Genomic DNA, 20010 nt, shown 5'->3' with positions numbered 1-20010 from the left:
GCCGATGGCCGCGCAGATTTCGAAGGCCGATTTCCGCGACGCCATGGCAAGGGTCTGCGCGCCGGTCAACATCATCACCACCGACGGGCCTGCCGGACGCGGCGGCTTCACCGCCACCGCCATGTGCAGCGTCTCCGACGAACCGCCGACGCTGCTTGTGTGCATGAACGGACGGTCGACGCAGGCCGCCATGTTCCTCGCCAACCGGCGCTTCTGCGTCAACGTGCTGACGCATGACCACATGCATCTGGCGGGAAAGTTTGCCGGCGCGACCAGGGACATGGCGACCCGTTACGAGGCGGCGCGCTGGCAGACGCTGGCCTCGGGCACGCCGGCACTGTCGGACGCCATCGTCAATTTCGACTGCGAGATCGAGACGGTGCATATCGTCGGCACGCACAATGTCATGATCGGCCGCGTCACCGACGTCAGGCACGGCAGCGGCGGCTCGGCGCTGCTCTACGTCGACCGGAATTATACGCAGCCGACGCGGCTGGGGAGTTTTGGCGGGTGAGGCGAGGCCACCCACTTTCGTCATCCACGGGCGAAGCAGGAGCGAAGCTCCGTTCGCGGAGACCCGAGGATGACGAAGCGATGGGGTTTCGCCAATATCCAAGGTTACGGATTCGCCTGCGGGTGAGCCTCAGCTCTCGCCGTCGATCAGGGTCTCCAGCAGGTCGAGCAACTGCTCCAGCCGCTCATGGCCGAAGCGCTTTTCGATGTCGTCGTAGATGACGCGGCGCTCGGGCGAGAGCGCATCGATCAGGGCCGAGCCAGCTGGCGCGATGGTGAGCACGACGCGGCGGCCGTCGCCTTCCGCCTTGTTGCGTGTGATGAATTTCCGGCCCTCGAGCGCCTTGATGATGCGGGTCAGGCTCGGCGGCAGCACCGAGGCGCGGTCGGCAAGCTCGGTCGCCTCGACCGGGCCGGCCTCGCTCAGCACGCGCAGAACGCGCCATTGCTGCTCGGTCACGTCATGCGCGGCAAGCATGGGGCGAAACCGCGCCATCACGGCTTCGCGGGCGTGAAGCAATGCCATCGGTAAGGAGCGACGAGTGTTTTCCGGCAGCAAGAAGCAGCGCCCCCAATAAATGCGGTGGTCGGCGAGTCTTGACCCCACATGGACCAACGTCAAACCCCGACCTTTCCATCCCGTATCGTCGCCTCCAGCCCGATGCAAGACTTGACTTTGGGGGTACATCATGTAATTAACGCGTTAACTACAAAATGCAAGAATCCAGGGAACGAAACGCGGTGCCGCACTTCTCCATCGAGTATTCGGCCAATCTCGATGCCAAGGTCGACATGAGTGCATTGTGCGCGCTGGTGTTGCGCACGGTGCTCGACACCGGGCTGTTCGAGACCGGCGCCGTGCGGGTGCGGGCTTTTCGCGCCGACGCCTACGCCATTGCCGATCGCCTGCCGGAAAACGCCTTTCTCGATATGTCGTTTCGCATCGGTAGCGGCCGCGGCGCCGAGGACAAGAAACGCACCGGCGAGGCCGTGTTCACCGCGGTAAGCCAATACCTGGCAACGCTGTTCGAGACCCCGCATTTCGCCTTGTCGCTGGAGATCAGGGAAATCGACCCGGTGTTGAGCTGGAAGAAGAATGCAATCCACCCGCGGCTGCGCGGCAAGTGACGAAAGACCGACATGTCCGATCTCGAAGGCAATCTGAAAAAGGCGCAAGCCTACCTCGCCCGCTTCAAGCGCGATGGCGTGCTGAACCAGATCGGCGGCGAAGCGGTGCCTGCCGCCGACGGCTCGACCTTCGAGACGTTGTCGCCGGTCGATCTCAAGCCGCTGGCCAAGGTCGCGCGCGGCGGCATCGCCGACATCGACCGCGCGGCAAAAGCGGCGAAGGCGGCATTTCCGGCCTGGGCCGGCATGCCTGGCGAGGCGCGCAAGAAGCTGCTGCACAAAATAGCCGACGCGATCGAGGCGCGCGCCGAGGAGATCGCCTTCGTCGAATGCATGGACACCGGCCAGGCGCTGAAGTTCATGGCCAAGGCCGCACTGCGCGGCGCCGAAAACTTCCGCTTCTTCGCCGACCGCGCGCCGGAAGCGCGCGATGGCGAAACGCTACGGACGCCTGGCCAGGTCAACATGACGACGCGGGTGCCGATCGGGCCGGTCGGCATCATCACGCCGTGGAACACGCCATTCATGCTGTCGACCTGGAAGATCGCGCCGGCACTGGCCGCCGGCTGCACGGTGGTTCATAAGCCGGCTGAGTTCTCGCCGCTGACGGCGCGGCTGCTGGTCGAGATCGCCGAGGAGGCCGGCCTGCCGAAGGGGGTGTGGAACCTGGTCAACGGCCTCGGCGAACATGCCGGCAAGGCGCTGACCGAGCACCCCGACATCAAGGCGATCGGTTTCGTCGGCGAAAGCCGCACCGGCTCGATGATCATGAAGCAAGGCGCCGATACGCTGAAGCGCGTGCATTTCGAACTCGGCGGCAAGAACCCGGTGATCGTCTTCGCCGATGCGGATCTGGAGCGCGCGGCGGATGCGGCGGTATTCATGATCTACTCGCTCAACGGCGAGCGCTGCACCTCCTCGTCGCGGCTGCTGGTGGAGGCCTCGGTCTATGACCGGTTCACCGATCTGGTGGCGGAGAAGGCCAAGCGCATCGAGATAGGCCATCCGCTCGACCCCAACACCGTGGTCGGGCCACTGATCCATCCGGTGCACGAGGAGAAGGTGCTGTCCTATATCGAAATTGGCAAATCGGAGGGCGCGGTGGTCGCCGCCGGCGGTGGCAAGTTCGCCGGTCCGGGCGGTGGCTGTTATGTCAGCCCGACATTGTTTACCGGCGCGACCAACAGGATGCGCATCGCCCAGGAAGAGATTTTCGGGCCGGTGCTGACCGCGATCGCCTTCAAGGACGAGGCGGAGGCGCTGGCGCTGGCCAACGACACGCAATATGGCCTCACCGGCTATCTCTGGACATCCGACGTGACCCGCGCCTTCCGCTTCACCGATGCGCTCGATGCCGGCATGATCTGGGTCAATTCGGAGAATGTGCGCCATCTGCCGACGCCTTTCGGCGGCGTCAAGAACTCCGGCATCGGCCGCGACGGCGGCGACCATTCCTTCGACTTCTACATGGAGACGAAGAACGTCGCCTTCGCCACTTCGGCGCACGCAATCCAGAAACTCGGCGGCTGACCGGAGGAAACCAGATGCCCTTGCCCAAGCCCAACCTCTACCCCGCCTTCAACATCGTTCGGCTCAGCCATGTCGAGCTCGCGGTGACCGACCTTGCCCGATCCCGCGCCTTCTATGTCGACACGCTCGGCCTGCAGGTCACCGACGAGACATCAGGCGCCATCTACCTCAGGGCCATGGAGGAGCGCGGCCATCACTGCATCGTGCTGCGCAAGGCAACGACGCCGGAAGCCCGCGATCTCGGTTTCAAGGTTTTTTCCGACGAGGACCTCGACAAGGCAGAGTACTTCTTCAGGGGCAAGGGCCTGCCGGTCGAATGGGTCGAGCGTCCCTACCAGTCGCGCACCTTCCGCACGCGCGACCCGCACGGCATTCCGCTGGAATTCTACGCGACGATGGAACGGTTGCCGCCGATCCACCAGAAATACGCGCTCTATCATGGCGTGAAGCCGCTGCGCATCGACCATTTCAACTGCTTCTCGCCCAATGTCGACGAGTCCGTCGCCTTCTACAACGAGCTCGGCTTTCGCGTGACCGAATATACGGAAGATGCCTCGAGCGGAAAGCTGTGGGCTGCCTGGACGCACCGCAAGGGCGGTGTCCACGACATCGCCTTCACCAACGGTATCGGCCCGCGCCTGCACCACGTCGCCTTCTGGGTGCCGACGCCGCTCAACATCATCGACCTGCTCGACCTGATGGCGACCACCGGCTACCTGCCGAACATCGAGCGCGGCCCCGGCCGGCACGGCATTTCCAACGCCTTCTTCCTCTATGTGCGCGACCCCGACAATCATCGCATCGAGATCTACTGTTCGGACTACCAGACGGTCGATCCGGACCTCGAGCCGATCAAATGGGATTTGAAGGATCCGCAGCGCCAGACGCTGTGGGGCGCGCCGGCGCCGAAGAGCTGGTTCGAGGAAGGCAGTGTCTTTGCCGGCGCGGAGGTGCGGCAGCCGGATCTGGCGGCTTCGCCGATTGTGGCGCCGTGATGGGCTATTGGGAGATGTTGGCGTTCCTTCGCGCCCCCCTCTGTCCTGCCGGACATCTCCCCCACTTGGGGGGAGATTGGCTGTCATCCCTGCCTTCGCCAATTTTCAACGTTGCTAGTGAGGCGCCGACGGCGCGGCCGGCTGATCTCCCCCCAAGTGGGGGAGATGTCCGGCAGGACAGAGGGGGGCGTCGTAGAGCTCGGCGGTTCCGGTTGGCCAGCAGCAACGACCATGGAGTATCAGCATGAGCGCCCGCCTCGCCACCTTCACCGTCGGCGGCAAGACGCGCTACGGCGCTATTGCCGACAAGCGCGTCATCGACCTTTCGGCGCGCCATCCCGAGTGGCCATCGCTGCGTGAGGTGATCGAGGCGGGTGCGCTGAGACAGCTGGCCGAAGAAGTCCACAGCTATTCCCCCGATTTCCCGCTCGACGCCATCACCTACGACATCCCCATTCCCTCCCCGGAAAAAATCATCTGCGTCGGCGTCAACTATCCCGACCGCAACGAGGAGTACAAGGACGGGCAGGCAGCTCCCGCCAACCCCTCGCTGTTCATCCGTTTTCCGCGCTCTTTCGTCGGTCATGGCGCGCCGCTGGTGCGGCCGCCGGAATCATCACAGCTCGACTACGAGGGCGAAATCGTCATCGTCATCGGCAAGCCCGGCCGGCGCATCGCCGAGGCCGACGCGCTGGACCACATCGCCGCCCTGTCGCTGTGCAACGAAGGCACCATCCGCGACTGGGTGCGGCACGCCAAGTTCAACGTCACGCAAGGCAAGAATTTCGAGCGCACCGGCTCGATCGGCCCCTGGCTGGTGCCGTTCATCGACGAGGCGCAGATCGCCGACATCGCGCTGACCACCCGCGTCAACGGCGAGGTGCGCCAGCAGGACCGCACCAGCCGGATGATCTTTTCCTTCCGCAAGATCATCAATTACATCTCGACCTTCACCACATTGGTGCCTGGCGATATCATCGTCACGGGAACGCCGACCGGCGCCGGCGCCCGCTTCGATCCGCCGGTGTGGCTGAAACCGGGCGATGTGATCGAGGTGGAGGCTGACGGCATCGGCGTGCTCAGAAACAGCGTCGTCGACGAGGCCGAACAATGACCCCGAGCCAAGTGGAAGACGCCGCCGACAGGCTGTTCGAGGCCGAACGGTCGCGCCGCCAGATGCGGCTGCTCAGCCTCGACTTTCCCGAGGCGACGATGGAGGATGCCTATCGCGTCCAGGCGGCGCTGGTGAAGCGCAAGACCGATGCCGGGCTGAAGCCGAAAGGCTGGAAGATCGGCCTGACCTCCAAGGCGATGCAATATGCGCTGGCCATCGACACACCGGATTCGGGCGTGCTCTTCGACGACATGTTCTTCAACGACGGCGCGACCATTGCCGCCGGCCGTTTCATCCAGCCGCGCGTCGAGGCCGAGATCGCCTTCGTCATGAAGGCGCCGCTGAAGGGGCCCGGGATGACCCTGTTCGACGTGCTCAACGCCACCGACTACATCACGCCGGCGTTGGAAATCCTCGATACGCGCATCGAGCGCGTCAATGCCGAGACCAAGAAGGCGCGCACCTTCTTCGACACCATCTCCGACAATGCCGCCAATGCCGGCATCGTCATCGGCGGGCGGCCGCAGCGGCCCGATGAAGCCGACATGCGCTGGATCGGCGCCATCGTCTCGCGCAATGCCGAGGTCGAGGAGACCGGGCTCGGCGCCGGCGTGCTCAACCATCCGGCCATGGGCGTGGCCTGGCTGGCCGACCGGCTCGCCCGCTACGGCCTATCGATCGCGGCCGGCGAAGTGGTGCTGTCGGGTTCCTTCGTGCGGCCCGTGGAGGCACGGCCGGGCGACACGATCGTCGCCGATTTCGGCGGTTCGGGAACGGTCAGCATCCATTTCGCGAAAGGCTGACGGTTCCCCGCCAGCCACACCGCCTCATTTGTCGCGCAAATAGGCCGCTATCACATCGGCGGCGATGTTCGACATGCGCAGGCCGACTTCGCGGGTGATGTCGCCCTCGACGCGGCTTTGCACCCAGCCCAGAAACGCGAAGGCCCGCAGCGCGGCGAACAGCGGCAGCGCAGCGATGTCCTGCGCGGTCAACTCCCGCTGCTGCCGGTAGCCGTCGAGCAGCGAGGCCTCGATCAGCGGATAGAGCGGCTCGTCTCGGTTCTGGTAGAGCGCAACCGCAAGGTCGTACATGTGCCAGCCAAAGCCGCAATCATCGAAGTCGATGATGCGCACTGCACCGTCATGGATCAGCACGTTCTCGCGCACCAGATCGGCGTGGATGATGCCGAAATTGCGGGCGCTGCGTTCGTGTTCCGACAGCGCCTTCGCGGCCTTTTCCCGCGCTTGGAAAACCAGATCGCGGCGCGCGCCGTCGAGGAAGGGTGAGGTCTCGAAGCGTCCCCAGTTCGGCGCCGCGCCGAAGAAGCCGTCGAAGTCCCAGGCATGGCGGGTGAAGCCTGAAGGCGGCGTCCAGGCGGCGGTGACAGTGTGCATGTGGGCGATGCTTCGCCCGATCTCCCTGAAGACCTGCTCCAACTGTTCCGGCGTATGGTCCAGCGGTACGCCGCGCGCGCCGACGGCGCGGCCCTCGAGCCAGCTCAGGCAGTCGACCTGGCGTGGTTGCGTCAAAGCCGCGGTCCCGACGAGCACGAACGGGTCGCCGGCTTGCGTTGCGATCGGAGACGGGGTGGCGACGCCGGCGGCTTGCAGAAAGCCCATCCATCGCAGTTCCCCGCGCAGTGCGGCATCCGTGTGGTAGCCAAGCCGATGCACGCGCATCACGGCCGGCCGGCCATCGAGCAGGTGGATCCGGAAGACCGCATTCTCGCGGTATTTCAAGAGCACCGGCTCGCCGCCGCGAACGCCCCAATGGTCCAGCGCACGTCTGGCAAGGTCGGTGACATCAGCTGCCGTTTCCGGCCCGGCATGCGTCGAGACGGCGTTCACCCCGGCACTCCGCCGACTTCGCCGACTTCGCCGAGCACCTCATCGAGCGTTTCGATCAGGACATCGGCGTTTTCGCGGGAAAACGGCATGGGCGGGCGTATCTTGAGCACATTGCCGTGGATGCCGGTCTTGCCCATCAGCACGCCACGGTCGCGCATCGCGTTGATGACGCGGCCGGCGATGTCGGGCGCCGGCTCGCGTGTCTTGCGGTCGCGGACCAGTTCGGCGCCGAAGAACAGCCCGGCGCCCCTGACCTCGCCGATCGATTCATGACGATCGGCCAGTGGCCGCAGCAGGCCGAGCGCATAGGCGCCGACGTCGCGCGCATTGGCGACGAGGTTCTCGTCTTCCAGGACATCGAGGACCGCATTGGCCACGGCGCAGGAGACCGGATTGCCGCCAAAGGTGTTGAAGTAGCGGAAGGCGTCGCGGAAGGTCGCCAATATGTCTCGAGTGGTGACGACAGCGGCGACCGGGTGGCCGTTGCCCATCGGTTTGCCCATGGTGACGATGTCGGGGACGAAACCGGCGCGCTGATGACCCCAGAAATGGCTGCCGGTGCGGCCGAAACCGGGCTGTACCTCGTCGGCGATCATCAGACCGCCGGCTTCGCGCACCGCCGATATGGCGTCATCGAAAAAGCCGTTCGGGAGTGCTGGAAAGCCCTCATTGGCGAGCAGCGGGCAGAGGATCATGCCGGAAAGGCCGATGCCGTCTCTGGCCAGCGAGGCGATCGCCTCGCGCACGGCATCGCCGAAGGCCTTGCCATTGGCCATCGCATCGGGATGGCGATAGCTGTCGGGGGCCGGCACCAGCCTGACATGGTGGGCGCGGCCGCCGACCGGCGGCATGCGGGTTGAGAGTTGCGAAACGGCTGCGGTGTTGCCGTGATAGGTGGCGTCGGTGGCGATGATGCCCATCTGGCCGGAGACCGCCTGCGCCATGCGCAGCGCGATGTCGTTGGCCTCGCTGCCGGTGCAGGTCAGGATGGCGGTGGAGAGGCTGGCATCGAAGGTCGCGGTCAGCCGCTCGACATAGTCGAGGATGGCGGTGTGGAGGTAGCGCGTGTGGGTGTTGAGCAGGCTCGCCTGCCGGCACAGCGCCTCGACCACGTGCGGGTGGCAATGGCCGACATGGGCGACATTGTTATAGGCGTCGAGATATTTGCGGCCGTCGGCGTCGTAGAGCCAGACACCCTCGCCGCGCACAAGATGCACCGGCTTGTCATAGAACAGCTGCGATTTCGCGCCAAGCAGCCGGCCGCGCCGGCCAACGAGCGTTTCCCCGGCGATTCTTTCCTGCGAATGGGACATGCGTGTACCGGAACTCCGTTGTGTCAGTCGGTTCGTCAGGCCTTCGACAGGCCGGCGTCGATCGCTTCGCCGATCCTGGCCACGTCGGCGGCGCTGATGATCAGCGGCGGCGACAGGATGATGTTGTTGCCGGAGACGCGCAGCATGACGCCGGCGTCGTAGGCGGCTTCCGAAACAACGCCCATGGTCTTCTTGTCGGCGGGTTTTTTCGTCGCGCGGTCGGAGACCAGTTCCAGCGCCGCCATCAGGCCCTTGTACCTGACATCGCCGACGATGGCATGCTTGGCCTTCAGGCCCTCCAGCACATCGGCCAGTTCGGCCCCGCGCGCGGCCGCGTTCTCGTCGAGGCGAAGCCGTTTGGTCTCGGCCAAGGCCGCCAACCCGGCCGCGCAGCCGACCGGATGGCCGGAATAGGTGTAGCCGTGGCCGATCGCGCCGAAGCTGGTCTTGTCGGCCTCGAATACGTCAGCAACCTTGGCGCCGATCAAGGTGGCACCGAGCGGGAAATAGCCCGAGGTGATCGCCTTGGCGATGGTCATGAAATCCGGCTTCACGCCGGACAGCCGCGACCCGGACCATGCGCCGGTGCGGCCGAAGCCCGTGACCACCTCGTCGGCGATCAGCAGGATTTCGTGGCGGTCGCAGATCTCGCGCACCAGCGGCATGAAGCTCTCATGCGGAACGATGACGCCGCCCGCACCCAGCACCGGCTCCATGATGAAGGCAGCGATCGTGTCGCCGCCCTGGAAGGCGATCTCGTCCTCCAGCGCCCTGGCGCACAGTTTCGCCAGCCGCGCCGGATCGGTCTCGTCGAACGGGTTGCGGAAGGTCCAGGGTGCCGGGACATGGAAGACGCCAGGCAGCAGCGGCTCATAGTTGCGGCGGAAATTGGCATTGCCATTGACGGAGGCACCGCCGAAATGCGTGCCGTGATAGCCCTTCTTCAAGGCGAGGAACTTGGTGCGGTCGCCCTGGCCGCGGATCTTCCAATATTGCCTCGCCAGCCGCAGCGCGGTTTCGACCGAATCCGAGCCGCCCGAAGTGAAGAAGGTGCGCACCATGCCTTCCGGCGCGAACCATTCCGCAAGTTCGTAGGCGAGTTCGATCGACGGTCCGGTCGAGGTGCCGCGAAAGCCGGAGTAGTAAGGCAGTGCGCCGAGCTGGTCGGCGATGGCTTGCTTGATCGGATCGCAGCTGTAGCCGAGATTGACGTTCCACAGGCCGCCGACGGCGTCGAGCACGGTGTTGCCGGCGATGTCGGTGACCATGACGCCCTCGCCCTTCATGATCACCTTGGGCGGATTGGCTCGCATCTCGGCCGGATGCGCCATCGGGTGCCAGATCGGCCTGGCGTTGGTCTCGGTGAGGAAGTTGATGTCGCGCATCACAAGGCTCCGCAAAAGGTCTCAGGCAACTGGAACGAGGTCGAAATGGCCGAGGGCCTCGGCATAGGAATGGGCCGGCCGGGCAACGTCGAAATGAACCGTGCGCATGCCGGCGGCACGGCCGCCATCGACATTGCGCTGCTGGTCGTCGACGAAGACACAGGCGGCGGCAGGCAGGCCAAGCGCTTCGGTGACGAAGGCGTAGGCACGCGGATCCGGCTTGAGAATGCCGGTGTAGGTGGCGTCGACGATCACGTCGAACAGGTCAAGCAGCGGCAGCCGCCGGCGGAAGCCGGCGCCGTAGAACAGGTCGAGTTCGTTGGACAGGATCGCCAGGCGAAATCCCGCCGCGTGGACGGCGCGAATGGCGCTGATGGCTTCCGGCCGCACCACCTTTTCGGGCTCGGCGCCACGCGCGCGCTGGACGAAGGTTTCCATCGCCTGCCAGTCCTCGCCGACAAGGCGCCCGACCTCCCGAGTGCGGGTGCGCCAATAGTCGCGCTCGCTGATCTCGTCGGCCTGCATGGCACGCCACAGCGGATCGCTGCCGGGATCGAACGGGCCGCGCCACTGCAGCGTTCCCGGCTTCAGGCCCAGCGCCTGTTCAGTCAAGGCATGGGTCTCGAACAGCGTACGGGTGACGACGCCGCCGAAGTCGAGGACCAGCGCCTGTGCGGAAACAGCACTCACGCGGCGACCTCCTTGGCCGGCATGCCGCGCGGGATGATGCCCTCCTCGACCCAGCGGTCGAAGATCTCCAGCGCCTTGGCGACGAAGGTGTCGCTGTTGATGTGGGCGTCGATCTCGTGGAACTCGACGCCCGCGGGGATCGCCCTGCGCATCTCATCGACGAAAGCGGCAAGCGCTTCGGGCTCACAGAGCGGCTCGCCCTCGGTGTCCCATTCCTGGATGCCACGGGAAGGCAGGATGAGGGCGGAACGGCCCTTTGCCATGCCGAGCTTCCCGGCGATGGTCCGAGCGACCTCGCGGCGGTCATCCGCATCGACTGTAATCGAGGCGATCAGCCTGTTGTGGGCGTGGAACGGGCGCTCGGAAAATTTAGCCGGCAAATCCTGCCAGGTTGGCAGGTCGACCATGTCGACCGCACCAGGTGCCGCGATCTGCGGAACGCCACGGGCGCCGGCATTCTCCAGCCGGTCGGCGCCGGAGCTGACGACGGAGCCGGCCAGATGGTTGGTGATCTCCTGCAGGCTGAAATCGAACACCGCGCAGAAATGATCCTGACCGGCGATCGATTCGAAGGCGCGGCCGCCCATGCCGGTGGTGTGGAAGACGGCGACGTCATAGCCGCGCCGTTCCAGCGCCGGCTTCAGCGTCTTCATGTAGCGCAGGCAGGAGCTGCCGAGCGAGGTCATGCCGATGGTCGGGCCTTTCGCCGGCGCGGAGGCGCGGGTTTCAAGCATCATCTTCGTCGCGCCGACGACCGCGCCGCAGGCCTGCGACAGGACAAGCTTGCAAATGGTGTTGAGGCCGTACAACCCGCCCGCCCAGAGGATCATCATCAGGTCTGGCGCGACCCGCTCGGGCGGGATCAGGTGGGAATAGGCGATGGTCGAGACGACGAATTTCGGCACGCCGAGCGGCAGGCAAAGCGCGACATCGAGCGCCAGATCGGTTCCCATGGAGCCGCCTATGGCGATGAAGGCGTCGATCTCGCCGTCTTGCTGGAGCTTGCGCGCCAATTGCACGGCGCCGCCCGCCATCAGAGTCATGGCGGTGTTCTCGTCGCCGCTGGAGACGATCTCGGCGATCGTGACATCCACGGCGCGGGCGACCGCGTGCTTGTCGTGATCGGGGCTGTAGGGCGGGTCGCCCAGCACGCTGACATCCATCATGACGGCCCGGCCGCCCGATGCCTCGATGCAGGCTTTCATGAACAGCAGCTCGTCGGCCTTGGTGTCGCCGGTGCCGATGACCAGGATGCGGGGCCTCTGTGCAGACATTAGGCCTGCCTCCTCAAGGTTTGCAGATTATCGCCATTGAGACGCATCGAAATCTCCCGTGCTGCGGCCACGACCGCAAGCCCGCGCTGCGCGATGTCGGCCGCCGTCGTCCTGGCCTTCGGCGCCGCCACAGCGATCGTGCCGAGCGCGAACCCATCCGCCGCCAGGATTGCCGCCGCGACTGATATGACGCCCTCCTCCAGACCCTGGTCGCAGATCGAATAGCCGCGCTCGCGCGCCTCGCCCATGGAGCGCGCGAGCGCGGCCGGTTCGGTCAGCGTGTGCGCGGTGAAGGCCTCCAGGGGAGCGGCCAGCCATGCCTTGACGGCCTCGTCCCTGGCGAAGGCCAGATAGACGATGCCGGAGGCGGTCGAATGCAGGGGCAGAAGCTGGCCGATATCGACATTGACCCGGTTTGCCCGCGCCGGATGCTCGACATGGACGGTGACCAGCCGGTCGACGCCATATTCCGACAGATGCACGGTCTCGGCCGTGGCACTTGCCAGATCCCGCACCAGCGGCACTGCGGTCTGCAGGAAGGGAAAGCGGGCCTCGCGGATGCGCGCCAGCCGCGACAGGCCGGCGCCGAGCCGGTAGAGCCGCGTGACGGCATCCTGCTCGACGAGACCGTGGCCGGTCAGCGCCACCAGCAGGCGCCGCGTCGTCGCCTTGTCGAAACCCGACCGGCGCGCCAAGTCCGACAGTCCGAGCTCGGGCTCGGCCACGGTGAACAGCTCCAAGAGTGAAATCGCCTTGCCGACCGTACTCAACGCATTCCTCCCAGCAATGTGCGCCCCATAAGCGGCAATCAATTAACGTGTGAATTAACTTGACAGGAAGCCGCTTTGTTTGCAAGTCTATATTCAAAATAACGGTTCAAATAATGAACCATATCCAGAGCGTATGGGACAGGCCATTCGGCCGGCAAGCCAACCGGTTTGCAAACAGGAGGGACAAATGTCAGCAGTTTCGGAAGCGGCGCCGGCCAACAGGCTGCGCAAGAACAGTCTCGGCGTCGGCGCCATCACCTTCATGGTGATCTCGGCCGCCGCCCCGCTCACGGCGGTCGCCGGCGGCACGCCGCTCGGCATGCTGATGGGCAACGGCGCCGGCTTTGCCGGCACCTATCTGATCGTCACGGTGCTGCTGCTTCTGTTCGCGGTCGGCTATGTCGCCATGTCGCGCCATGTTGGCAACGCCGGCGCCTTCTATGCCTATGCCGCGCGCGGCCTGGGCGGCCTTGCCGGCGGCGCCACGGCGCTGATCGCCATCCTGTCCTACAATGCCATGCAGATCGGCGTCATGGGCCTGCTAGGCGCCGCGACCTCCGGGCTGTTCGCCAGCTGGGGCATCAACCTTCCCTGGTGGGTGTGGAGTTTCATCGCCATCGCCATCGTCGCCGTGCTCGGTTACCGCCAGGTCGACCTGTCGGCCAAGATCCTGACGGTGCTGGTGCTGTGCGAATATGCCGTGGTGCTGATCCTCGACCTGGTGATCCTCAGGACCGGCGGCGACAGCGGCCTCTCGGCGGCCCCGTTCAGCTGGAGCCAGATCACCTCGGGCGCGCCGGCGATCGCCATCCTGTTCTGTTTCGCCGCCTTCATCGGCTTCGAGGCGACGACGATCTACGCCGAGGAAGCCCGTGATCCCAAGGTCACCATTCCGCGCGCCACCTACTTCTCGGTGCTGCTGATCGGCGTCTTCTACATGGTCACCGCCTGGCTGATGGCGGTGGGCGCCGGCGTCGACAAATTGCTGCCGGCGCTGCAGGGCCTGCAGGACCCGACCACCTTCCTGTTCGGCCTCTCCGACCGCTATGCCGGAACGCTGCTCACGCACGCGATGAGCATCCTGTTCGTGTCGAGCCTGTTTGCCGGCGTGCTGGCGTTCCACAATGCGGTTGCCCGCTACATCTATGTCTCCGGCCGCGAGAAGCTGTTGCCGCAGTCGATCGGCGTGACGCATTCGGCGCACCAGAGCCCGCATGTCGCTTCGGTGATCCAGAGCGTGCTGGCGGCTGTCGTCGTCGGGCTGTTCGCCGTACTCGGGCTCGATCCGGTGCTGGCGCTGTTCTCGTGGCTGACCAATGTCGCGACGCTCGGCGTCATCGTCATGATGGCGGTCGCCTCGCTCGCCGTGGTGATGTACTTCCGCGCCAACCCGTCGGCCCAGGAGAACGCGCTCAAGACCACGATCCTGCCCGGGCTGACCTTCATCGCCTTCGTCGTCATCATCTACCTGATCGTCATCAATTTCGGCAGCCTGTCGGGGGCCGGCGGCTTCCTCGGTGCGTTCCTGCCGGGACTGGTGCTGATCGCCGGCGTGGTGGGCCTGCTGCTGGCAGGCGCGTTGAAGAGCCGCGATCCGGTGGCCTTCGACAATCTCGGCGTACCGCTCAAGGATTGAGCGAGATATCAGGGCGGCGTATCACGCCGCCCCGCAGACCCTCCTGAAGTGAGAATATAATGATCAGTCAAAGTGCCATCGACACACTGCGCAAGGCGGAGATCGGCGCGCGCGGCCTGTTCATCGATGGCGCGCAGTCCGAGGCGGCAAGCGGCGCGAGCCTGCTGGTGATTTCGCCGATCGACGGCCGGCCTTTCGCCAGCATTGCCGACGGCAATCCAGCCGACATCGACCGCGCCGTGCGCTCGGCACGCAAGGCGTTCGAGAAGGGTTCATGGTCGCGCGCTGCCCCCGCTTTCCGCAAGAAGGTGCTGACCAGGCTCGCCGAACTGATCGAAAGACATGTCGACGAGCTGGCCGTGCTCGGCGTGCGCGACAATGGCACCGAGATCGGCATGGCCTACAAGGCCGAGCCGCTGTCGGCGGCCGGCACCATCCGCTACTACGCTGAGGCGATCGACAAGGTCTATGGCGAGATCGCGCCGACCGCCGACAACGTGCTTGGGCTGATCCACAAGGAGCCGCTCGGCGTCGTCGGCGTCATCGTTCCCTGGAACTTCCCGTTGATGATCGGCGCCTGGAAGATCGCGCCGGCGCTGGCCGCCGGCAATTGCGTGGTGGTCAAGCCGCCGGAGATCGCCTCGCTGACGCTGCTGCGGCTGGCCGAACTGGCTGCCGAAGCCGGGCTGCCCGCCGGCGTGCTCAATGTCGTGACCGGCAGGGGCGCGGTCACCGGCGAGGCGCTCGGCCTGCATGGGGATGTCGACGCCATCGCCTTCACCGGCTCGGGACCGGTCGGCCGCCGGCTACTCGAATACTCCGCCCGTTCCAATCTGAAGCGCGTCTTCCTCGAACTCGGCGGCAAGTCGCCCAACATCGTCTTTGGCGACGCGCCGGACCTGAAACAGGCGGCTGTCGTCTCGGCCAACGGCATCTTCCGCAATTCCGGCCAGGTCTGCGTCGCCGGCTCGCGGCTGCTTGTCCAGGCCTCCGTCTATGACCGTTTCATGGACGAACTGCTCTCTGCGACCACAAGGCTGAAGGTCGGCGATCCGCTCGATCTCGCAAGCGATGTCGGCGCGGTGTCGAGCGCGGAGCAGTTGGACAAGAATCTCGGTTTCGTCGCCAAGGCCACTGAAGAAGGCGCAAGGCTGGTCACGGGCGGCGAACGCATCCTGGCCGAGACCGGCGGCAGCTACATGGCGCCGACGATCTTCGAGAACGTGACGCAGGACATGCAGCTTGCGCGCGAAGAGGTGTTCGGGCCGGTGCTCGGCGTGATGCGCTTCGAGACCGAGGAGGAAGCGGTGCGGCTTGCCAACTCGACGGTCTACGGGCTCGCCTCGGCGGTGTGGACGTCGAACCTTTCCACCGCGCATCGCATGGTGCGCGCCATCAACGCCGGCGTTGTCCACGTCAACACCTATGGCGGCGCCGACGTCACCGTGCCGCTCGGCGGCGTCAAGCAATCCGGCTTCGGCCGCGACAAGTCGCTGCACGCGCTGGAGAAGTATCTCGAACTGAAGACGGCATGGATTGCCCTTTGAGGAGCCGCCGGGTTCGCTGAGGACCTCACCGCTTCTCGACGCCCGCAGTCTTTTACTCCCTTCTTCAAAATTTTTGAGAGAATATTCCCGGCTGCAAGGAGAATGGCGAAAGGCGTTCTTTGATAAAATCGATAGAATTTCTGACGATGTGAACAAGCCTAGGCAATCCGCCTTGCTGCCATGACTTCACAACCGCAGAGACCAATCATGTCCGACCTCAACAACACTTTGTCCTCTTCCCCAAGGTCAACCCTGAACCGCCGCAGCGGCCTGGCTCTGCTGTTCGCATCGGCCGTCGCGATAGGCGCCCTGATGGCGCCGCATGCCTCCTTCGCCGAGGACAAGAAGGCGATCAAGGTCGGCATCATCAGCGGCGAGGACGAGGATGTCTGGCGCGTCGTGGTCGCTCAAGCCGCCGAGAAGGGCCTGAGCATCGAGACGGTGGTGTTCAACGACTATACCCAGCCCAACGAGGCACTGGAGCGCGGCGAGATCGACGCCAACGCCTTCCAGCACCAGCCCTATCTCGACAACCAGATCAAGACGCAGGGCTACCATATCGTGCGCGTCGGCTATACCGGCGTGTGGCCGATCGGCCTGTATTCCAAGAAGTACAAAGCGGTCGCCGACTTGCCCCAGGGTGCTGTCATCGGCGTGCCCAACGACCCGTCCAATGAAGGCCGGGCGCTGCGCGTGCTGCAGAATGAGGGCGTGATCAAGCTGAAGGACGGCACCGGCATCCTGGCCACCACCGCCGACATCGCCGAAAACCCCAAGAAGGTCGAGATCAAGGAACTCGACGCCGGCATCGTCGGCCGCTCGGTCGAGGACCTCGACGCAGCCGTGGTCAACACCGACTGGGCGCTGAAAAGCGGCTTGACACCGGAAAACCGCATCGCCCAGGAGCCGATCGCAGACAATCCGTACCGCAACTTCATTGCGGTCAAGGTCGGCAACGAGAACGAGGCCTGGGTGAAGACGCTGGTGGCGTCCTACCAGAACGAGGCGGTCAAAACCGAGTTCGACAAGGTCTACAAGGGCACCGGCCTCAGCGCCTATTGAGCAATCCGGGCACGAAAGTGTCTGCTTTGACAAGAAAAGCGGTCCGCGCAATGCGCGGGCCGCAATCCTGTTTCGGGATCCGCGTATGAACCAGCATGTGACCGCAGCCATCGAGAACACGAACGACGCCGATGCACCGGCGCAGGACGTGGTGCGTCTTGTCGAGCTGAAGCGCCGCTTCGGCGCGACGGCGGCGCTCGACGGCATTTCCCTGACGGTGCGCAAGGGGGAGATCCTCGGCATCATCGGCCGCAGCGGCGCCGGCAAATCGACGCTGATCCGCTGCCTCAACGGGTTGGAGCGGCCCGATTCCGGCGAGGTGTTCATCGAGGGCCGCGAAATCAGCCGGCTCGGCGAGCGCGACCTGCAGCCGCTGCGGCGGCGCATCGGCATGATCTTCCAGCATTTCAACCTGCTGTCGGCCAAGACGGTCGAGGATAATGTGGCGCTGCCGCTGAAGATCGAGGGCCGGCCAAAGGCCGAACGGCTGAAGCGGGCGGCGGAACTGCTCGATCTCGTCGGCCTGTCGGAAAAGGCGAAAGCCTATCCGGCGTCACTGTCGGGCGGCCAGAAGCAGCGCGTCGGCATCGCCCGGGCGCTGGCCGCGCGGCCGGCGCTGCTTCTGTCGGACGAAGCGACGTCAGCGCTCGACCCAGAGACGACGCGGTCCATCCTCGCCTTGCTCAAGGACATCAACCGGCAGCTTGGCCTGACCATCCTTTTGATCACCCACGAGATGGAGGTGATCCGCTCGATCGCCGACCGGGTGGCGGTGATCGACGCCGGACGCATCGTCGAGGAAGGGCCAGTCTGGTCTGTGTTCGCCGATCCACGGTCCGAGATCACAAGACGCCTGCTCGGCGCGATCCGGCCGCAACTGCCGCCGGAGCTGGCGGCGCGGCTGCTGCCCGCGGGTGGTACCGAAACGATCTTGCGCGTCGACGTTGCGGGCGAGCCTGCGCGCGGGCCGCTGCTGTCCGACCTTGCGAGAACCGTGCCCGGTGCCTTCCGGCTCGTCCATGGCGGCATCGACCATATCCAGCGAGAGCCGGTGGGGACGCTGTTCCTCTCCATCCCTGGCGGCGATGCGGGTCATCTCGCCGAGGTGATCGCTTTCCTGGAATCCCGCCAGGCGCGGGTGGAGGTGCTTGGCCATGTCGCCGATCCTGTTTGAGCTTCTGCTGCGGTCGATCTGGGAGACGGTGCTGATGACGGCCGCCTCCGGCCTAATCTCGCTGGTGTTCGGCCTGCCGCTCGGCCTGGCGCTGATCGCCACCGAACGCGGCGGCATTGCCGAAAGCCCGTGGGTGAATCGCGTGCTCGGCGCCGTCATCAACGGATTCCGCTCGGTGCCGTTCATCATCCTTCTGGTGGCGCTGATCCCGGTGACGCGGCTGATCGTCGGCTCTTCGATCGGCACCTGGGCGGCCATCGTGCCGCTGTCGATCGCCGCCACGCCCTACTATGCGCGGATTGCCGAAGTGTCGTTGCGCGAGGTCGACCACGGGCTGATCGAGGCCGCCCGCGCCATGGGCGGCAACCGCTGGACGATCATCCGCGAGGTGCTGGTGCCCGAGGCCCTGCCCGGCATCGTCGCCGGCTTCACGGTGACGCTGGTGACGCTGGTCGGCGCCTCCGCGATGGCCGGCGCCATCGGCGCCGGCGGCCTCGGCGACCTCGCCATCCGCTATGGCTATCAGCGGTTTGAAACCTCGGTGATGGTGGCGGTGGTGATCGTGCTGATCATCCTGGTCTGCGGCATCCAGTGGGTGGGCGATCGGCTGGTGGCGCGGCTCGACCGGCGAGGGTGAGGCGGCTGATATTCAGGTTCGGCCGAACCTTCTGACTAAACAATCTTAGCGTTGGCGCCGCCCCTCACTGTCCTGCCGGACATCTCTCCCCGTAGAACGGGGAGAGAGAAGCCGGCCGTGACGCCGGCGCCCCTCTTGCAACGCCGATGATTGGCGAAATCGGCGACGGAGCGCCCCTCTCCCCGTCACTATACGGGGAGAGGATGCCGGCAGGCAGGTGAGGGGCAGCGCGGAGGATTGGCCGCTATGGCGCTGTGGGACGCGCACACACCAGGTTAGCCCCTCAACCTCGCCCCCTCCGGATCGAAGAACGGCATCGGCGCCACCACAGCGCGCACGGGCTGGCCGTCGATGGCGATGCTGAGTTCGGTGCCCACAGCCGTGAAGGGCAGCCGCAGATGCGCGGTGGCCAGCACCTTGCCGAGGGAATAGCCATGGTCGCTATAGGTGACCACGCCGACATCCCTGCCATCGGCCAGCACCCTGGCATCGGTCGCGGCCGGCTTGTCGCCGTCGAGGATCAGGCCGGTCCAGCGCTCGTCGAGGCCCTTGTCGCGGATCTTGAGCAGCGCCTCGCGTCCGATGAAATCGCCCTTGTCGAACTTGATCCAGCGGTCGAGGCCGACATGGAACGGCGTGCGGCTCTCGTCCATGTCGATGCCATGGGCGGGATAGGCCTTCTCCAGCCCGAGCGTGAACATAGCCAGCACGCCATAAGGTTTCAGGCCGAAAGCCTGGCCAGTCCGCATCAGCGCATCCCAGACCGAGGTCGCCTCGTCCGCCGGCACGAACAGTTCGAAGCCGAGTTCGCCGGTCACGCCTGTGCGCGAAATCATGACCTTGGTTTCGCCGACGCGACCCGAGGTGAACGCCCAGCGCTTCAACCCATCGAGATCGGCATCCACGACCAGCGCCTTCAGGAGTTCGCGCGAACGCGGACCCTGGATGGTCGGGAAGGCGACCGCCGCCGTGATGTCGGTGACATAGGCCTTGCGCCCCTCAGCATGATGCTGGAGCCAAGGCAGCATCTTCAGGCGGTTGACCGAGCCGGTCACCAGCATGAAATGCTCCGGCCCCAGCCGGAACACGGTGAGGTCGTCCATGATGCCGCCATCCTCGCGGCAGACGGTGGAGTACCGGACATTGCCCGGTTTCATCGCCGCGGCGTCGTTGACGATGACATGGTTGACCAGCGCCTCGGCGTCCGGACCCTTGATGTCCATCTTGCCCATGGTGCTGAGGTCCTGCACGCCGACATTGGCGCGGGTGTTCAGGTGCTCGTCGGCAATGCCGGAATAGTATTTGGCCGAGATGAAATCGCCGCCGACCCGGCCCATGGTCGCGCCCAGCCCGACGATGCTGCTGTAGAAAGGGGAACGCCGCTCAGCCAAG

General features: G+C 65.4%; 19 protein-coding genes. 11 read left to right on the top strand and 8 right to left on the bottom strand.

Features of this window, described 5'->3' with window-relative positions; genetic code table 11:
* Nucleotides 1-4 precede the first annotated feature (4 nt).
* Complete coding sequence (locus EN850_RS09825) at nt 5-514, top strand: flavin reductase (protein ID WP_127279041.1); 510 nt, start codon at nt 5-7, stop codon at nt 512-514.
* A 129-nt stretch (nt 515-643) separates the two neighbouring features.
* Here EN850_RS09825 and hpaR read toward each other — a convergent pair whose 3' ends face one another.
* Nucleotides 644-1039 carry a homoprotocatechuate degradation operon regulator HpaR gene (hpaR, locus tag EN850_RS09820; RefSeq protein ID WP_246689168.1) on the bottom strand — a complete coding sequence of 132 codons (396 nt, stop codon included), beginning with the start codon at nt 1037-1039 and terminating at the stop codon, nt 644-646.
* A gap of 215 nt (nt 1040-1254) precedes the next feature.
* On the opposite strand from hpaR, the gene EN850_RS09815 reads away from it, so the two are divergent.
* The 5 genes from EN850_RS09815 to hpaH all read left to right on the top strand — a co-directional run bounded on the left by EN850_RS09815 (nt 1255) and on the right by hpaH (nt 6083).
* Nucleotides 1255-1641, top strand: a complete 387-nt coding sequence (locus EN850_RS09815) for a 5-carboxymethyl-2-hydroxymuconate Delta-isomerase (RefSeq protein ID WP_136091132.1) — start codon at nt 1255-1257, stop codon at nt 1639-1641.
* Nucleotides 1642-1653: 12 nt separating this feature from the next.
* A complete protein-coding gene (gene hpaE / locus EN850_RS09810; RefSeq protein WP_135930252.1) occupies nt 1654-3171 on the top strand; it encodes a 5-carboxymethyl-2-hydroxymuconate semialdehyde dehydrogenase in 1518 nt (505 codons plus the stop codon).
* A 14-nt stretch (nt 3172-3185) separates the two neighbouring features.
* Nucleotides 3186-4166: a 3,4-dihydroxyphenylacetate 2,3-dioxygenase gene (gene hpaD / locus EN850_RS09805; protein WP_136091131.1), complete on the top strand. Its 981-nt coding sequence runs from the start codon at nt 3186-3188 to the stop codon at nt 4164-4166.
* A gap of 244 nt (nt 4167-4410) precedes the next feature.
* Nucleotides 4411-5280 carry a fumarylacetoacetate hydrolase family protein gene (locus EN850_RS09795; RefSeq protein ID WP_136091130.1) on the top strand — a complete coding sequence of 290 codons (870 nt, stop codon included), beginning with the start codon at nt 4411-4413 and terminating at the stop codon, nt 5278-5280.
* The gene (gene hpaH / locus EN850_RS09790) at nt 5277-6083 is read left to right on the top strand and encodes a 2-oxo-hept-4-ene-1,7-dioate hydratase (protein ID WP_136091129.1); all 807 of its coding nucleotides are present in this window, start codon (nt 5277-5279) and stop codon (nt 6081-6083) included. Before EN850_RS09795 ends, hpaH begins: the two co-directional genes overlap by 4 nt.
* Before the next feature lie 24 nt (nt 6084-6107).
* Here hpaH and EN850_RS09785 read toward each other — a convergent pair whose 3' ends face one another.
* From EN850_RS09785 to EN850_RS09760, 6 genes are read right to left on the bottom strand one after another with little or no spacing between them, the layout of a single operon-like run.
* Nucleotides 6108-7130, bottom strand: a complete 1023-nt coding sequence (locus EN850_RS09785; protein WP_136091128.1) for a phosphotransferase — start codon at nt 7128-7130, stop codon at nt 6108-6110.
* The gene (locus tag EN850_RS09780; protein ID WP_136091127.1) at nt 7127-8443 is read right to left on the bottom strand and encodes an aminotransferase class III-fold pyridoxal phosphate-dependent enzyme; all 1317 of its coding nucleotides are present in this window, start codon (nt 8441-8443) and stop codon (nt 7127-7129) included. Before EN850_RS09780 ends, EN850_RS09785 begins: the two co-directional genes overlap by 4 nt.
* Nucleotides 8444-8478: 35 nt before the next feature.
* Nucleotides 8479-9828 (bottom strand): aminotransferase class III-fold pyridoxal phosphate-dependent enzyme, encoded by a 1350-nt coding sequence (locus tag EN850_RS09775; protein WP_136091126.1) that lies wholly within the window; start codon nt 9826-9828, stop codon nt 8479-8481.
* A gap of 21 nt (nt 9829-9849) precedes the next feature.
* A complete protein-coding gene (locus tag EN850_RS09770; protein WP_136091125.1) occupies nt 9850-10518 on the bottom strand; it encodes an HAD-IA family hydrolase in 669 nt (222 codons plus the stop codon).
* A complete protein-coding gene (locus EN850_RS09765; protein ID WP_136091124.1) occupies nt 10515-11792 on the bottom strand; it encodes a Tm-1-like ATP-binding domain-containing protein in 1278 nt (425 codons plus the stop codon). The genes EN850_RS09770 and EN850_RS09765 overlap by 4 nt, the downstream gene beginning before the upstream one ends.
* Nucleotides 11792-12562 (bottom strand): IclR family transcriptional regulator, encoded by a 771-nt coding sequence (locus EN850_RS09760; protein ID WP_136091123.1) that lies wholly within the window; start codon nt 12560-12562, stop codon nt 11792-11794. The genes EN850_RS09765 and EN850_RS09760 overlap by 1 nt, the downstream gene beginning before the upstream one ends.
* Nucleotides 12563-12749: 187 nt before the next feature.
* Between EN850_RS09760 and EN850_RS09755 the strand changes: the two genes are divergently transcribed.
* The 5 genes from EN850_RS09755 (at nt 12750) to EN850_RS09735 (ending at nt 18618) form a co-directional block, all read left to right on the top strand.
* Nucleotides 12750-14198 carry an APC family permease gene (locus EN850_RS09755; protein WP_135862814.1) on the top strand — a complete coding sequence of 483 codons (1449 nt, stop codon included), beginning with the start codon at nt 12750-12752 and terminating at the stop codon, nt 14196-14198.
* Between the two features lie 59 nt (nt 14199-14257).
* Nucleotides 14258-15745 (top strand): aldehyde dehydrogenase, encoded by a 1488-nt coding sequence (locus tag EN850_RS09750; RefSeq protein ID WP_136091122.1) that lies wholly within the window; start codon nt 14258-14260, stop codon nt 15743-15745.
* Between the two features lie 207 nt (nt 15746-15952).
* Entirely contained in the window at nt 15953-16807 is an 855-nt protein-coding gene (locus tag EN850_RS09745) for a MetQ/NlpA family lipoprotein (protein WP_136091121.1), read from the top strand.
* Between the two features lie 85 nt (nt 16808-16892).
* The gene (locus tag EN850_RS09740; protein ID WP_135883921.1) at nt 16893-17981 is read left to right on the top strand and encodes a methionine ABC transporter ATP-binding protein; all 1089 of its coding nucleotides are present in this window, start codon (nt 16893-16895) and stop codon (nt 17979-17981) included.
* Nucleotides 17962-18618 carry a methionine ABC transporter permease gene (locus EN850_RS09735; RefSeq protein ID WP_136091120.1) on the top strand — a complete coding sequence of 219 codons (657 nt, stop codon included), beginning with the start codon at nt 17962-17964 and terminating at the stop codon, nt 18616-18618. Before EN850_RS09740 ends, EN850_RS09735 begins: the two co-directional genes overlap by 20 nt.
* Before the next feature lie 275 nt (nt 18619-18893).
* Here EN850_RS09735 and EN850_RS09725 read toward each other — a convergent pair whose 3' ends face one another.
* The gene (locus tag EN850_RS09725) at nt 18894-20009 is read right to left on the bottom strand and encodes an aminomethyltransferase family protein (protein ID WP_135921887.1); all 1116 of its coding nucleotides are present in this window, start codon (nt 20007-20009) and stop codon (nt 18894-18896) included.
* Between the last annotated feature and the right edge of the window lies 1 nt (nt 20010).

This window comes from Mesorhizobium sp. M8A.F.Ca.ET.207.01.1.1 (assembly GCF_004794715.1).
Taxonomy (GTDB): Bacteria; Pseudomonadota; Alphaproteobacteria; order Rhizobiales; family Rhizobiaceae; genus Mesorhizobium.
Note: the sequence above shows the minus strand (reverse complement) of the source record. Positions and strands in the feature narration are given on the sequence as shown.

What these genes read in the sequence shown, in the direction of transcription:
- EN850_RS09780 (WP_136091127.1), bottom strand. Translation starts at nt 8,443, where the DNA reads ATGTCCCATTCGCAGGAAAGAATCGCCGGGGAAACGCTCGTTGGCCGG.
- EN850_RS09795 (WP_136091130.1), top strand. Translation starts at nt 4,411, where the DNA reads ATGAGCGCCCGCCTCGCCACCTTCACCGTCGGCGGCAAGACGCGCTAC.
- EN850_RS09745 (WP_136091121.1), top strand. Translation starts at nt 15,953, where the DNA reads ATGTCCGACCTCAACAACACTTTGTCCTCTTCCCCAAGGTCAACCCTG.
- EN850_RS09750 (WP_136091122.1), top strand. Translation starts at nt 14,258, where the DNA reads ATGATCAGTCAAAGTGCCATCGACACACTGCGCAAGGCGGAGATCGGC.
- EN850_RS09825 (WP_127279041.1), top strand. Translation starts at nt 5, where the DNA reads ATGGCCGCGCAGATTTCGAAGGCCGATTTCCGCGACGCCATGGCAAGG.
- EN850_RS09765 (WP_136091124.1), bottom strand. Translation starts at nt 11,792, where the DNA reads ATGTCTGCACAGAGGCCCCGCATCCTGGTCATCGGCACCGGCGACACC.
- EN850_RS09735 (WP_136091120.1), top strand. Translation starts at nt 17,962, where the DNA reads ATGTCGCCGATCCTGTTTGAGCTTCTGCTGCGGTCGATCTGGGAGACG.
- hpaE (WP_135930252.1), top strand. Translation starts at nt 1,654, where the DNA reads ATGTCCGATCTCGAAGGCAATCTGAAAAAGGCGCAAGCCTACCTCGCC.
- EN850_RS09775 (WP_136091126.1), bottom strand. Translation starts at nt 9,828, where the DNA reads ATGCGCGACATCAACTTCCTCACCGAGACCAACGCCAGGCCGATCTGG.
- hpaH (WP_136091129.1), top strand. Translation starts at nt 5,277, where the DNA reads ATGACCCCGAGCCAAGTGGAAGACGCCGCCGACAGGCTGTTCGAGGCC.
- hpaD (WP_136091131.1), top strand. Translation starts at nt 3,186, where the DNA reads ATGCCCTTGCCCAAGCCCAACCTCTACCCCGCCTTCAACATCGTTCGG.
- EN850_RS09740 (WP_135883921.1), top strand. Translation starts at nt 16,893, where the DNA reads ATGAACCAGCATGTGACCGCAGCCATCGAGAACACGAACGACGCCGAT.
- hpaR (WP_246689168.1), bottom strand. Translation starts at nt 1,039, where the DNA reads ATGGCATTGCTTCACGCCCGCGAAGCCGTGATGGCGCGGTTTCGCCCC.
- EN850_RS09755 (WP_135862814.1), top strand. Translation starts at nt 12,750, where the DNA reads ATGTCAGCAGTTTCGGAAGCGGCGCCGGCCAACAGGCTGCGCAAGAAC.